The organism is Streptococcus handemini, from assembly GCF_040984445.1.
In the GTDB taxonomy this organism is placed as follows: domain Bacteria; phylum Bacillota; class Bacilli; order Lactobacillales; family Streptococcaceae; genus Streptococcus; species Streptococcus handemini.
Map to the genome: position 1 here is coordinate 1 of NZ_JBFRYH010000055.1, position 14,980 is coordinate 14,980.

The following is a 14,980-nucleotide window of genomic DNA, read 5'->3' on the forward strand; positions in this document are numbered from 1 at the left end:
TTATATTCTGGTTGTTCTTTATGAAGCATAGCTCTTATCCTCCTCATATGAGATACTTTCATTATACTCCTATTTATAAAGAAAAGCCCTTAGAAAATGAATTCTATGGACTTTGTCTTCAATCTGAAAGCTACCTGATGGGCAGCTTTCTTTTCTATCCTCTAGATAGCGTTCTTATCCATGCCCAATGTCCGTTGGACGAGCTTGACAAGTTCTACAATGATAATCATCGAGAAACTTCCGATGAGGACGACAGCCCATTGGCTAAGGTCAAGATGTGTCACGTGGAAAATCGCTTCTAATGGCTCAATGACAATGGTTGCTGCCAAAAGAATAAAGGAAACAAGAATGGACCAGTTAAAGGTCTTAGACTTGAATGGGCCAACTGTCAAGATGGATTGGTAAACAGACTTCACATTGTAGGCATGGAAGAGCTGGATCAAGCCAAGGGTTGCAAAGGCCATTGTTAGCGCATCAGCATGGATAGCTTTCATATCACCTACATGGACTGGATTTGCAATCGCATAACCATAGACCGCAAGAACCAAAGCACCTTGTAAAATTCCTTGATAAATGATGGAGCTCATGACACCACCTGAGAAGAAGCTTGACTTGCGTCCACGAGGTTTGTGGCTCATGACACCAGGTTCTGCTGGCTCAACGCCAAGTGCAATAGCTGGGAAGGTATCCGTTACCAAGTTGATCCACAAAAGGTGGACAGGTTGTAACACGTCCCAACCAAAGAGAGTGGCAAGAAAAATGGTCAAAACTTCCGCAGTGTTGGCTGAAAGGAGGTATTGAATGGTCTTTTGGATATTAGAGAAGACCTTACGTCCTTCCTCGACAGCTACGATAATGGTTGCAAAGTTATCATCTGCAAGGACCATGTCAGAGGCACCTTTTGATACTTCCGTACCTGTAATTCCCATACCGATACCGATATCAGCTGTTTTTAGAGCCGGTGCATCGTTGACACCATCTCCTGTCATGGCAACGACTTTTCCTTGGTTTTGCCATGCTTTCACGATACGTACCTTATGTTCAGGAGATACCCGTGCATAAACAGAGTATTGACCAACCACTTTTTCAAATTCTTCATCTGACAGGTTGTTCAATTCGGCACCAGTCAAGACATGGTTTTCCGCATCTTGTTCGTCAATAATACCCAGGCGTTTTGCAATCGCTTCTGCCGTATCCTGATGATCACCTGTAATCATGATTGGACGGATTCCTGCTTCTTTTGCCACACGCACAGCTTCAGCAGCTTCTGCGCGTTCTGGGTCAATCATCCCAATCAAACCTGTAAAGATCAAATCCGTTTCAAGTGTCTCAGTTGTCAACTCTTCTGGAATGCTATCAATAATCTTATAAGCACCTGCAAGAACACGAAGCGCTTGATGCGCCATTTCAGAATTGTTTGCTTTAATATTTGATGCTACTTCATCTGTTAGCGGGCCAACCGTTCCTGCTATATCCACCATAGTTGAACGGTGTAGGAGCTGGTCTGGAGCCCCTTTGACTGCCACGAAGAATTTGCCGTCTGGTAATGGATGAACCGTTGACATGAGTTTGCGGTCTGAATCAAATGGCAATTCCGCCACACGAGGGTACTGTGCCAAGAATGCTTTTACATCGTAGGCCTTATCTAGGGCATATTGGATAAAGGCGGTTTCCGTTGGATCACCAATTAGTTTACCATCTGCATCAATCTTGGTGTCATTTGCAAGAACAACTGCCCCCAATAATGGTAAATCTAGTCCTGCTTCAATGGTTTCTTTGGCATCAACTAATTCACCATTGTAATAAACTTTTTCAACGGTCATCTTGTTCATGGTAAGAGTACCCGTCTTATCAGACGCAATAATTTCTGTTGAACCAAGTGTTTCGACCGCTGGTAATTTCCGAACAATCGAATTGCGTTTTGCAAGAACTTGTGTCCCGAGGGACAAAACAATAGTTACAATAGCTGGTAAACCTTCTGGAATCGCTGCGACTGCAAGCGCAACAGAGGTTAAGAGACCAGTCAATGGATGTTCGCCACGAATAAAGACGGCTACAGCAAAGGTAATTGCTGCAATGACCAAAATCACATAGGTCAAGACCTTAGACAGATTGTTCAAGTTTTGTTTGAGCGGTGTATCTGTCTCATCAGCTTCTTGAAGCATACCTGCGATATGACCAACCTCAGTGAACATACCCGTATTCACAACTACACCAAGTCCACGACCATAGGTAACGTTAGAATTTTGGAAAGCCATATTGACACGGTCACCAATTCCGGCATCTTCTGCTACTGTCATACGGACATCTTTTTCAACTGGTACTGATTCGCCAGTCAAAGCAGCTTCTTCAATTTTTAAGGAATTTGCTTCCAATAAGCGCATATCAGCTGGTACTACATCTCCCGCTTCAAGGCTAACAATATCACCTGGTACCAATTCTTTTGAGTCAATCTCTGTCACATGACCATCCCGTAAGACATGGGCAGAGGGACTAGACATGGATTTCAGAGCGTCGATTGCTTCTTCTGCTTTCCCTTCTTGATAGACACCAAAAATTGCGTTGATAATGACAACAGCAAGAATGATAATCGCATCTGCAATATCTTCACCACCTGATGTTACAACCGATAGAATCGCTGCAAGTAGCAAGATAATAATCATGAGATCTTTAAATTGATCTAAGAATTTCGCTAAGAGGGAGCGCTTCTCTCCTTCTGCTAGTTCATTGCGCCCATATTGCTCCAAGCGCTTGCTTGCTTCGCTCGTTGTTAAGCCTTGCTCACTTGTCTCTAGCTCACGCAAAACAAGATCAGCATCTTGGGTGTAAAAAGCGTGACGCTTTTGTTCTGTTGACATGTTTTTCTCCTTTTTCGTCCCTTTTTGAAAACACAAAAAGAGACTTGTTTTATTCAAACAAGTCTCGCTATTTCATACAAGGCCGGAAATTTCTTTCGGATTGACGACCTTGTAACGGATACTTCCGTCAGCTACTCCCTTGATATGCTGACTATTATAGCAAAAATGAAACGTTTTTGCAAGAAGATTTTCATTTTTTTATGATAAAGACCACTGTATACGAAGTTTATAACGTGCCAAGTCTTGTCCAGTCTGTGGAATCCGTAAGGCATAGTGAATGGTTACTTGACTATCTTTTTTCTGATAGAAGTCTGTCACCACATTGAAGATTTGGATACCGACTGGAGTAGCAATCTGCGTTACGCTTGTCTCATTGTTGATAAACTGCATAACAGATTTGGGGGTTGAAAAGCGGGTCATGGTGCATTCTGTCTCATTGATTTTCAAGACTACGCGCTCTTTCTCGTCATTTTGATAGGTCAAATAGAGAAAACCACCCTTTTCAACGACTTCCACATCACGGATTTCCTCTACTACTTCCATTTCACCGTCAAGGTCGATTTCATTTTGAATGATAATCTTCATTTCTTCTCCTTCACTTGTGATACAACTGACGCACGCAGCAAGGATAATCCTGTATAGGAAGCGATAAAGACCACAAGAATTTTCAAATTATTGACATCCAAACTACTCAAGAACTTGGCAGCCATCAGCACACCACAAACTCCGCCAACGATAATGCCCGGAACACCCGGCCAATTGACCCGACCTGACTGGATAAATTGCTTGGCCCCAGCTGTCATAATCATCGCTGCATTTAACATCATAACTGGTAGTGCAATAGCTGGGCTAATTCCCATCAGAGAAAAGAAAATCAACTCTGGCGCATAATTTCCCAAGCCCATGCTCATCAGCATCCCAACGATGAAGTCAAAGGCAATGCCAAGAACCAATTTCCAGCCTGATAAACCTCTGACATCTGTGGTCAAATCAGCTCCAGGATTGGTCACCATGCGATAGACCATAAAAAAGGCCGCAATGACGAGCAAAATCCCTAAAATCCGCTGCACCTTCTGCGTATTCCAATGCTGGGTTACACGCGCCCCCACAAAAGCGCCTGTAAAAGCTGCTGTTGCCATGGCAACCAAGGTCAGCAAATCTACCTCAACGATGGTAATAAAAAGAAGCGCTTCAACCAATACTGGTATGATATGGGCTGTGGTCATAGTAGCAGGAATCTTTCGGTCATCCTGCACCAGCTTAGTCGCTTTAAAGAGCGTGGTAGTCGTTGCAAACGTTCCAATACCCAAGGTATCAAGCAAATCGGTGATAAACCCAATGCCGAAACCTGTCCAAAAACGCTCACCAAGGTTAACCTTGTGTTCCTTGGTATAGGATAAAATCGTCCAAGCTATCCATAAAATTAGCCCCACCAAGAGGGCTTGAATAAGGTGTAAAATCATCTCTTCTGTCATAGTCCTATTATAATATGAAAAGGCACTTTCGTAAATAGCTTTTGACCTCGAATCAGCAAATAGTTCACAAAAGCACAAATACCGTTTTTTTGATATAATGAAAGAATGAGTGAAAAAGTATTTCGTGATCCTGTTCATAATTACATACATGTAGATAACGATCTGATCTATAATCTAATCAATACCAAGGAATTTCAACGGCTGCGCCGCATCAAGCAACTAGGAACAACTTCCTATACCTTTCATGGTGGTGAGCATAGTCGCTTTTCGCATTGTCTGGGAGCCTATGAAATTGCACGCCAAATCGTCTCAACCTTTGAGCAGAAATATGCGCAGGTTTGGGACAGGAACGATTCGCTTCTGACCATGGTTGCAGCACTCTTACACGATGTAGGACATGGCGCTTATTCTCATACTTTCGAGCGCTTATTTGATACAGATCACGAGGAAATGACTTGCCAGATTATTACTAATAGCGGCACAGAAATCAATAGCTTACTGCGTCAGATTGCACCTGATTTTCCTGAAAAAGTAGCGAGTGTTATCCGCCATACTTATCCGAACAAACAAGTCGTCCAGCTGATTTCAAGTCAAATCGATGTGGATCGAATGGACTATCTTCTAAGAGATTCCTATTTTACCGGAACCAACTATGGCCAATTTGACTTGACACGAATTTTGCGGGTTATCAGACCGACAGAAAATGGTATTGCCTTTAAAGAATCGGGTATGCATGCGGTGGAAGATTATGTCCTCAGCCGCTATCAGATGTATATGCAGGTTTATTTCCACCCTGCCAGCCGTTCCATGGAGGTCTTGCTACAAAATCTCCTCAAGCGAGCCAAAATCCTCTATCAAAATCTGCAGACTTTCTTTGAAAACTCTTCGCCACGTCTGATTCCTTTCTTTGAACACTCCTTTACGCTAGAAGATTATCTCGCTCTAGACGATGGTGTCATGAACACCTACTTCCAATCTTGGATTGCAGGTCCAGATAAGATTTTATCTGACTTGGCTCAGCGCTATATCAACCGTAAGGTTTTCAAATCGATTACGTTTGATACTGCAGCAGAGTCTCAACTCCCTATCTTAGAGGCAATTGTCAGTGAAGTGGGGTTTGAGCCAGACTACTATACAGCCATTCATCATAATTTTGATTTGCCTTATGATATTTACCGGCCAAATGCCAAGAAAAAGCGAACCCAGATTGAGATACTCCGTAAAGACGGAAACCTCATTGAACTATCGCAACTCTCACCCATTGTTCACTCATTAGCAGGTACGGTGCATGGTGATAGTCGCTTCTATTTCCCGAAAGAAATGCTAAAAGAAACAGGCATCTTTGCCCAACAAAGTGCTGCTTTTCTGAGCTATATACACAATGATCAATTTAGTTATGGAGAACATGATGAGCATTAAACTTGTAGCCATTGATATTGATGGCACCCTATTAAATAGCAAACACGAAATTACACCCGAAGTTTCCCTAGCCATTCAAGATGCGAAACAAGCAGGCGTCAAAATTGTTATTGCAACTGGACGACCAATTTCTGGTGTTAAACGGATTTTAACTGAATTAAACCTGTTAGACAAGGGCGACTATGTCATCACCTTTAATGGTGGACTCGTTCAAGAAACAGCAACAGGAAATGATGTTTTTAAAAAAGGTTTGAGCTATGCTGACTATCTTGAATTGGAATACCTAGCACGTACCTTAAAACTTCCTATGCATGCTAGTACAAAGGAAGGAATTTTCACAGCCAATCGTAACATTGGCAAATACACCCTCTATGAATCTCAGCTCGTCGATGCCCCTGTCTTTTATCGAACTCCTGAGGAAATGGAAACAAAAGAGATTATCAAACTAATGATGGTAGATGAAGCTGAAAAGTTAGATGCTGCTATTCCTCAGATTCCAGAAACCATTACCGAACGATTTACTGTCGCAAAATCTGCTCCTTTCTATTTGGAAGTAACCCCAAAAACCGTCAATAAAGGGGAAGCTATTAGACAGCTCAGTGCCTTATTGGGCTTAAGCATGGAGCAAACGATGGCTATTGGTGACCAAGAAAACGACCGCTCCATGCTAGAAGCTGCTGGAGTAGCTGTCGTCATGGAAAATGGCAGTTCCGAGCTAAAAAAAATCGCGACTCATATTACCAAATCAAATGATGAATCTGGCGTTGCCTATGCCATTAGAGAGTGGGTATTGAACGAACATGTACACATATAAAACTGGCATCTCCGCTGAGGAACACGATAGCTTTGTTAAACAACATCCGCAAAATAACCTTTTACAAAGTAGTTCTTGGGCGAAAGTAAAAGACAACTGGGGCAATGAGCGTGTTGGCTTTTATCACAATCAGACACTCGTTGCAGTTGCATCCATCCTCATCCAACCTCTCCCTCTTGGTTGGACGATGATGTACATTCCTCGTGGACCAATTATGGATTATACCGACCAAGGATTAGTTACCTTTGTCTTACAATCTCTCAAGACGATTGCCAAAAAACATCGGACAGTCTTTATTAAATTCGATCCTAATCTTCATTTAAAACAATACAAAATCGGCCAATCCGTTCCTGAATCTTCTGAAACCCTAGCAGTTATTGATAGCCTCATCAAGGCAGGGGCTAGTTGGCGTGGACGAACTAAGAACATTCAAGATAGTATTCAGCCTCGTTTTCAAGCCAATGTCTATACACAAGACAACCTGTTTGAGACCTTCCCAAAACATACAAAACGTCTCATGAAAGATGCCCAAACACGAGGTGTTACAAGCACACGTGGTACTAGTGCAGACTTAAACGAGTTTGCAAGCGTAGTTGCCCTTACCGAATCTCGTAAAGGAGTTTCACTACGAAATTACAACTATTTCAAGAAAATGGCTGATATTTATCAAGAAGATTTCTATCTCCATTTAGCAAAAGTGAATATCACACAACGACTTGAGGAGTACAAAGAACAACTAGCAAGCATTGATGCAGATTTAGCGAAAACTGAAGCGCATCAAAAAAAACGATTGACAAAATTAACCCAGCAAAAAACTTCTGTTGAAAAATACATTAAAGAATTTGAAACCTTTGCAACACAGTACCCTCAAGAAGTCGTGATTGCAGGTATCTTGTCCATCCGATTTGGAAATGTCATGGAAATGCTCTATGCGGGCATGAATGATAACTTCCGAAAATTTTATCCACAGTATTCTCTCTATCCTACTGTTTTTCAAGATGCCTTTGAAGATGGTATTATCTGGGCCAACATGGGAGGAGTTGAAGGAACTTTGGATGATGGATTAACCAAGTTTAAATCTAATTTTAATCCAACAATTGAAGAATATATTGGCGAGTTTGATTTTGCGATTTCCCTACTCTCACCATTATTCCAACTCGCTTATACAATACGTAAGAAATTACGGAACAGACACTCTTAGAAAGGATCCCATGACACTTACCTATATTACAGAAGAAGAATTTATGGCTCATGCCAATCGTGCAACACTACGATCTTTTATGCAAACTCCTGAAATGGCTCATCTGTTACAAAAAAGAGGGGCTGAAGTAGAGTACATCGGATATACAGATAAAGAAGGAAATATCCAAGTATCTGCTGTCCTTTATAGCCTTCCTATGACAGGAGGACTCCACATGGAGATTAACTCAGGGCCAGTTACTACCGATTCAAGCTATCTCCAACCCTTTTACAAGGCTTTACAGGACTATGCCAAGGAAAAAGGAGCTATAGAGCTCCTTGTCAAACCCTATGAAATTTACCAGACCTTTGATAGCAATGGCAAGGAAACTAGCCCAGAACAGTCTGAGCTAATTACAAACTTAACAGATTTAGGCTATCAATTCGATGGGTTGCAGACGGGCTATTCTGACGGAGAACCTAGTTGGCACTATGTAAAAAACTTAGAAGGATTGACAGAAGAGTCATTACTTAATTCCTTTAGTAAAAAAGGGAAGCCCTTAGTCAAAAAGGCTAACACGTTTGGTATCAGGATTCGTAAATTAAAACGAAATGAACTCAAAATTTTTAAAGATATTACTGCTGCAACTTCCAAGCGGCGTGATTATGGTGATAAGTCATTGGACTATTACCAAAAATTATATGATAGTTTTGGTGAAAACGCAGAATTCATGATTGCTACCCTAAATTTTCAAGATTATCTCACTCATGTCACCTCCGAACATCAACGCGTGCAGGAGCAACTACAAAGAATTGAACAGGAGTTAACTGAAAATCCAAATTCTGCTAAAAAGAAAAAAGAATTACAACAAATTCTTAAACAAGAACAAACCTTTGTCACTCGTAAAGAAGAAGCACAGAAGCTGATTGAACAGTATGGAGAAGAAGACCAAATCTTAGCTGGTAGCCTATTTCTCTATACTCCACAAGAAACCACTTACCTCTTTAGTGGCTCTTATCCAGAATTTAACAAATTTTACGCCCCCGCTCTTTTACAGGAGTATGTCATGAAAGAAAGTATTCGACGGGGAATTCCTTTTTATAACTTCCTTGGGATTACTGGCCTATTTGATGGTTCAGATAACGTTCTTCGATTTAAACAAAATTTCAATGGTTTTGTTGTTCGTCGAATGGGAACTTTCCGCTACTATCCTTCTCCTCTCAAATACAAATTATTACAAGGAATCAAGCAAGTTCTAACGAGATTTAGAAAATAGAACAGTAAAAGTGCCTATCTATAACACTTTTTCCTGTAAATTCACACACAAAGGAAATATACAGAAGCCAATTTTCTCCAATCTGCCGAAATGGCTCGACTTCAAATATCTAGAGGACGTGACATCGAATACCTAGCCGTTTATGATGATGACATTTTAGTGGGGCAAACCATTATCCAATATCGTAAAATCAAAGCCTTTTTCAAAGAAGCCCTTATTTTACATGGTCCTCTCTTTACAAATTGGGACTCCTCCCTTACTCAGCAGTGCTTAGTAGCTCTAGAAAAACATCTCAATAAACAGTTATGTGTGCAAGTCAGTATTTCTCCTTATCTCATTCAGGCTATCAAGGATGATCAACTCTCTATTCTCCAAGATAATCTTTCCGACCACATTTTCAAAACATTTGAAACAATGGGATACTACAATGAATTTGATCCTAAGCAAGAAACGGTCGTAAACACCTTGTTTGTCAAATCACTTACTGGACTTGATTCACCAGAAGAGCTCCTTCAGTTACTAACCTCCTCTATCAAGCGGGACATCAAAAAATTTCAGGCTATGCAGGTTCATGTCGAAGAACTTAGTGATGAGAATATAGAGCAATTCTATGATATTCTGACGACGACTAGTCAGCAAAAAGATTTCTTTGTCCAAGAATTAGACTATTTTAAAGAAATCCAGAAAAGCTTTCAAGAACAAGCTAAATTTATGTATGCCTATCTAGACTGTACTGCTTATCTGAACTACCTGACCACTAATATCCAAGAATTTTCACAAGTAACCGAAGAATTAGAAAATGAGCCTCAAAGCAAACGAACCAAGGGGAAAATTGCAGATGCCAAGGATCAATTACAATCCTATCAAAAACGGTTGCAACAATTTGAGGACATGAATATCACTCAGGATAAGCTCCCCCTCTCCTCCTACCTCTTCATCTGTTATGGTTCAGAAGTCGTCAGTTTTGCAGGAGGAAATTACGAGCAATATATGAACTTCGGTGGAGCAACCTTGATTCATTGGTTCATGATGCAATATGCTCTGGAGCATGGATATCAAACCTTTAATTTTTACGGTACTAGCGAAACTAACTTAGCGGGCACAGGGAAAGGAAACTTTAACTTCAAGCGACAGTTCAAAGGACAATTATACCTACTCCTTGGTACCTTCACCAAACCCCTCAATCTTATTGGCAAATCATTAAAGATGCTGACACAAAAAAATAGCTAACGTTTCAAAAACATTAGCTATTTTTTGTTTATAATTGATACAATCAATCGATTTATTTTGAAAGCTTGAGTATGAAAATATGGATATTACATTTTTCAACCTCTGTTTTCTTTCACTAATTTGTAAATCGGCCTGTGTAATCCAAGTTCAAGTCAAAACGATGTTTGCCTGCCAATAGTTGAGCAGAGGATGTAAACTGCCATGCAGCCGCTGATGAATGCATACTCATTGTGCGTGCTTGTTGAACATCCAAACTATTGTATGGATATTGGGCAACCCAAAAATTTTTCAGACCAAATAAGTCTGTTTGGATTGGTCCGGTATATCCTAATGTATTCACATCAATCCAACTTGCTCCCGCATAATGAACCAAATTACTGTAGCCTAAGCGACGCATCTCTGCTTCCCAAGACTTCATATTTGCATTGATATTGTTCCGTGTTTTTTGCTCTTCAATGTCGTTAACCATCGCAATATCTTTAGACAGGCCTAAACGCTGAGCTGCCGCTGCAAAGTAACGCGCTTCTTCCTGTGCTGATTTAGCATCTGTAAAATGCGAATAATGATAAACAGAAATTTTCATACCAACAGCTTGCGCATTGCGAATTTGCTCTGCTGCAAATGGATTGAGATAAGAAGTACCTTCTGTCAACTTAACAACCACTCCTGCTACACCTTGATTCAACAAGTTCCGATAATCCGACACAGAAAGGCTGCCATTGTGACTACTTACATCTACAAATGACTTATCCGCCCGATGTGTATATGTTACCTTAGTTGTTGTTCCACCAATTCCGTAACGTTGACCGCCACTAGTGATGTACAAATGAGCATGATACAAACCTGTCTCATACTGGTGAGCTGATACCCGAACGTTAACACGATAGGTTCCATCAGCCTGCTTCATCGCAGTGTACCATTGAATATCATTTTGTCCATTAACATCTGACCATACCGGAACTTCCACTTTATCAATACCTGCCGGAGCAAAAATATCTGATACTACTACATCAAAGGCACCATTTGCATTGTCCACATCTTGAATGCTGATAGCAGCTGTTGGCTTGCCATTTTGGGTAATACTCAAGCTAGTTTTTGTAGCACCAACTCCAACTGTTCGACCATTAATTTGCTTATAATAAAGGTGAGCATGGTAGACACCTGTACTATACTTATGGTCGCTCGCTTCCACGTGAACTTTATAGCTATTATCTACTTGTTTGGCTGCACGATACCAACGAATATCATCTTGACCGCCTGCTTCTGACCACACTGGCACCAAAACAGAATCTAACTCTATCGGACTAGAAACATTCGTCACAACGACATCAAAAGCGCCTGTCTGATTATTCACATTCACGATATTAAGCGTACCAGTTGGCTTGGTTGTGTCTTTCTCAACTGGCAAGGCAGTGAAGGTGCCGCCTACACCCTTCGTTTGCCCATTGGTATAGCGGTAATACAAGTGAACATGATATTTGCCTGTGCCGTTCTTGTGATTTTTCTTATCAACGGTGACTTTGTAAGTACCGTCGGCTTGCCTGATCGCATTGTACCAACGAATATCATCTTGGCCACCCTCTTCTGTCCAAATCGGAACTTGAACAGTTTGAATCGCTGATGCTCCTGAGACATTCGACACCACGACATCGAAAGTACCAGCCTGCGCATTGATATTTTCAATCGCAATATCACCTGTAACCTGAGTTTGTGCAGAGGTTGGTGCTGGCAAGGCAGTGAAGGTGCCGCCTACACCCTTCGTTTGCCCATTGGTATAGCGGTAATACAAATGAACATGATACTTGCCTGTGCCGTTCTTGTGATTTTTCTTATCAACAGTGACTTTGTAAGTACCGTCGGCTTGCCTGATCGCATTGTACCAACGAATATCATCTTGGCCGCCCTCTTCTGTCCAAATCGGAACTTGAACAGTTTGAATCGCTGATGCTCCTGACACATTCGACACCACGACATCGAAAGTACCAGCCTGCGCATTGATATTTTCAATCGCAATATCACCTGTAACCTGAGTTTGTGCAGAGGTTGGTGCTGGCAAAGCCGTGTAAGTACCACCTACGCCTTTCAACTGACCATTGGTATAGCGGTAATACAAGTGAACATGATACTTGCCTGTGCCGTTCTTGTGATTTTTCTTATCAACGGTGACTTTGTAAGTACCGTCAGCTTGCTTGATCGCATTGTACCAACGAATATCATCTTGGCCACCTTCTTCTGTCCAAATCGGAACTTGAACAGTTTGAATCGCTGATGCTCCTGAGACATTCGACACCACGACATCGAAAGTACCAGCCTGCGCATTGATATTTTCAATCGCAATATCACCTGTAACCTGAGTTTGTGCAGAGGTTGGTGCTGGCAAAGCCGTGTAAGTACCACCTACGCCTTTCAACTGACCATTGGTATAGCGGTAATACAAGTGAACATGATACTTGCCTGTGCCGTTCTTGTGATTTTTCTTATCAACGGTGACTTTGTAAGTACCGTCAGCTTGCTTGATCGCATTGTACCAGCGAATGTCATCTTGGCCGCCCTCTTCTGTCCAAATCGGAACTTGAACAGTTTGAATCGCTGATGCTCCTGAGACATTCGACACCACGACATCGAAAGTCCCAGCCTGTGCATTGATATTTTCAATCGCAATATCACCTGTAACCTGAGTTTGTGCAGAGGTTGGTGCTCCTTGAGGCATAGGCAGTGTTGCCCCAGAGGCCGCAACACCAGCAGATTTTCCGTCCATATATTTATAGTATAGGTGCACATGGTATGCCCCCGTACCATTCTTATGGTTTTGCTTATTAACAGTAACTTTATAGGTACCGTCTTGTTGACGAGTAGCTGTATACCAGCGAATGTCATCTTGGCCACCTTCATCCGTCCAAACAGGAACTTGAATCATACGGATAGCAGATGGTGCCGCAACATTAGAAACTACGACATCAAAGGTACCGTTCTGAGCATCAATATTCTCAATACTGATATCACCTGTAACTGGCTGCCCAACTGTCTCTTCCACTGAAGCATTGGAAGACTGATCATCTGCAACGCTACGGAAGCTAACTTGGGGCTGTGCTGCACTTGGCGCCACCTCTGTTTGCCAATCAAATTCATACGTATCTAGGACATAGGAAGTATTCGTATCACTAGTGACACTCATTTCAACGTAAAAATGAGTAGCTCCCTCTGCAAATTGTGCTTTGTCTAAAACAGCAATATATTGTCCGGTAGAATCCTGCACAAATTGATTGATAACACGCTGATCACTTTTATCTGCTTGCGACCAAACCTTTGCTTTTGGTTGACCATATCCGTTTGTTAAGCCAGAAAAAACAACTTTTACCTGACCGTCCTCTTCAACGACACGAAGAGTACCTGATACATTGGACTGGCTTGCTGTCCCTAATTCCTTTGGTTCTGCTGTAATGCTATCCGCTAATACCGCTTGAGCATTCCAACAAGACAAGACCAAACCTGATAGGTATAAAAAGGATTTTACTTTCATCTTATCTCCTATTTGTAAAATAGAGGCTGGAACAACAAGATTCCAACCTAGAAAAAGGTTTATCGAGTAATCAGATTCATGTGAAATACTAGCTTTATGCTGATTACACCAACTGTTATAGCTCTTATCTCACCATATCTACCTAATGGATGCATTCATCTAGGCCTATAACTAAGCTAACTGTCACCATCTCATTTCATCTGCTCGCTTTTCTATTTTACTCGTCTTAAAACTCTAACAAAGCAAGGAAGCTATCTGCTTCAAGCGAAGCTCCACCTACAAGCGCGCCGTCCACATCAGGACAAGCCATATATTCGGCAATATTTTCTGGTTTTACAGAACCACCGTATTGAACGCGCACTTTATCCGCTACTTCTTGACCAAAGTCTGCTGCAACGACATCACGAACGGCTTTACACATTTTTTGTGCATCGTCTTGAGTTGCTGATTTACCAGTACCGATTGCCCAGATTGGCTCATATGCAAGTACTAATGAAGCAACTTGCTCAGCTGTCAAACCTTTCAATGCTGCAGATACTTGCGCACCAACAAATTCTTCTGCTTTACCAGCTTCATACGTCTCAAGAGACTCACCACAACAGATGATTGGTGTCATGCCATTTTTGAAAATAGCATGTGCTTTTTTGTTGATGTCTTCATCTGTTTCATGGAAGTAATCACGGCGTTCTGAGTGACCGATAATCACATAATCCACTTCAAGCGCTGCAAGTGTTGCAGGGCTATTTTCCCCAGTAAACGCACCAAAATCTTCAAAATAACAGTTTTGTGCCGCTACTTTCAATTCAGTATTGCGCACACCTTTTTTCATACCTTCGATGAAAAGAGCTGGCGCACCAATAACAGTTTCTACACGCTCATTTGAAGGGATTTTTGTTTTCACTGCTTCAATAAATGCACGAGCTTCTGCTGCTGTTTTGTTCATTTTCCAGTTTCCGGCGATAATTGGTTTACGTGACATTTCACATACCTCTTCTAATTTTATTGTTAGTGTATATTTTATCACAAATTAGAAAAGAAAGAAAGTGTTGATAGGTAAAAAACACGACAAACGCATGAAACGGTCTTCGGCTTTTTTCTACCTCAAACACTTTTTTGATTTAAAGTAATCGTTTTAAATACTGGTCAAAGGATAGACTAAGGACATATTTCTTACGACGCATGCTCATTTTCTTTCCAAAATCCAACCG

10 protein-coding genes are annotated in these 14,980 nt (G+C 41.4%); 5 read left to right on the forward strand and 5 right to left on the reverse strand.

What is annotated here, in order from left to right; translation table 11 throughout:
* Positions 1–161: 161 nt before the first annotated feature.
* From ABPH35_RS08410 to ABPH35_RS08420, 3 genes are all read right to left on the reverse strand, one after another.
* The gene (locus ABPH35_RS08410; RefSeq protein WP_349987972.1) at positions 162–2,858 is read right to left on the reverse strand and encodes a cation-translocating P-type ATPase; all 2,697 of its coding nucleotides are present in this window, start codon (positions 2,856–2,858) and stop codon (positions 162–164) included.
* Between the two features lie 198 nt (positions 2,859–3,056).
* Positions 3,057–3,443, reverse strand: a complete 387-nt coding sequence (locus ABPH35_RS08415) for a DUF1934 domain-containing protein (protein ID WP_349987973.1) — start codon at positions 3,441–3,443, stop codon at positions 3,057–3,059.
* Entirely contained in the window at positions 3,440–4,333 is an 894-nt protein-coding gene (locus ABPH35_RS08420) for a sulfite exporter TauE/SafE family protein (RefSeq protein WP_349987974.1), read from the reverse strand. Before ABPH35_RS08420 ends, ABPH35_RS08415 begins: the two co-directional genes overlap by 4 nt.
* Before the next feature lie 105 nt (positions 4,334–4,438).
* On the opposite strand from ABPH35_RS08420, the gene ABPH35_RS08425 reads away from it, so the two are divergent.
* The 5 genes from ABPH35_RS08425 to ABPH35_RS08445 are packed head-to-tail and all read left to right on the forward strand — an operon-like array spanning position 4,439 to position 10,252.
* Positions 4,439–5,752: an HD domain-containing protein gene (locus ABPH35_RS08425; protein ID WP_349987975.1), complete on the forward strand. Its 1,314-nt coding sequence runs from the start codon at positions 4,439–4,441 to the stop codon at positions 5,750–5,752.
* Positions 5,742–6,566 carry a sugar-phosphatase gene (gene yidA / locus ABPH35_RS08430; RefSeq protein WP_349987984.1) on the forward strand — a complete coding sequence of 275 codons (825 nt, stop codon included), beginning with the start codon at positions 5,742–5,744 and terminating at the stop codon, positions 6,564–6,566. The genes ABPH35_RS08425 and yidA overlap by 11 nt, the downstream gene beginning before the upstream one ends.
* Positions 6,553–7,767, forward strand: a complete 1,215-nt coding sequence (locus ABPH35_RS08435) for an aminoacyltransferase (protein WP_349987976.1) — start codon at positions 6,553–6,555, stop codon at positions 7,765–7,767. Before yidA ends, ABPH35_RS08435 begins: the two co-directional genes overlap by 14 nt.
* A 10-nt stretch (positions 7,768–7,777) precedes the next feature.
* A complete protein-coding gene (locus ABPH35_RS08440; RefSeq protein WP_349987977.1) occupies positions 7,778–9,022 on the forward strand; it encodes an aminoacyltransferase in 1,245 nt (414 codons plus the stop codon).
* Positions 9,023–9,061: 39 nt separating this feature from the next.
* Positions 9,062–10,252, forward strand: coding sequence for a peptidoglycan bridge formation glycyltransferase FemA/FemB family protein (locus tag ABPH35_RS08445; RefSeq protein WP_349987985.1), 1,191 nt, complete (start codon positions 9,062–9,064; stop codon positions 10,250–10,252).
* A gap of 115 nt (positions 10,253–10,367) precedes the next feature.
* Here ABPH35_RS08445 and ABPH35_RS08450 read toward each other — a convergent pair whose 3' ends face one another.
* Both ABPH35_RS08450 and tpiA read right to left on the reverse strand, forming a co-directional pair.
* Positions 10,368–13,772, reverse strand: a complete 3,405-nt coding sequence (locus ABPH35_RS08450) for a GBS Bsp-like repeat-containing protein (protein ID WP_368849726.1) — start codon at positions 13,770–13,772, stop codon at positions 10,368–10,370.
* A 226-nt stretch (positions 13,773–13,998) separates the two neighbouring features.
* Positions 13,999–14,751, reverse strand: coding sequence for a triose-phosphate isomerase (gene tpiA, locus ABPH35_RS08455; RefSeq protein WP_349987979.1), 753 nt, complete (start codon positions 14,749–14,751; stop codon positions 13,999–14,001).
* Positions 14,752–14,980 lie beyond the last annotated feature (229 nt).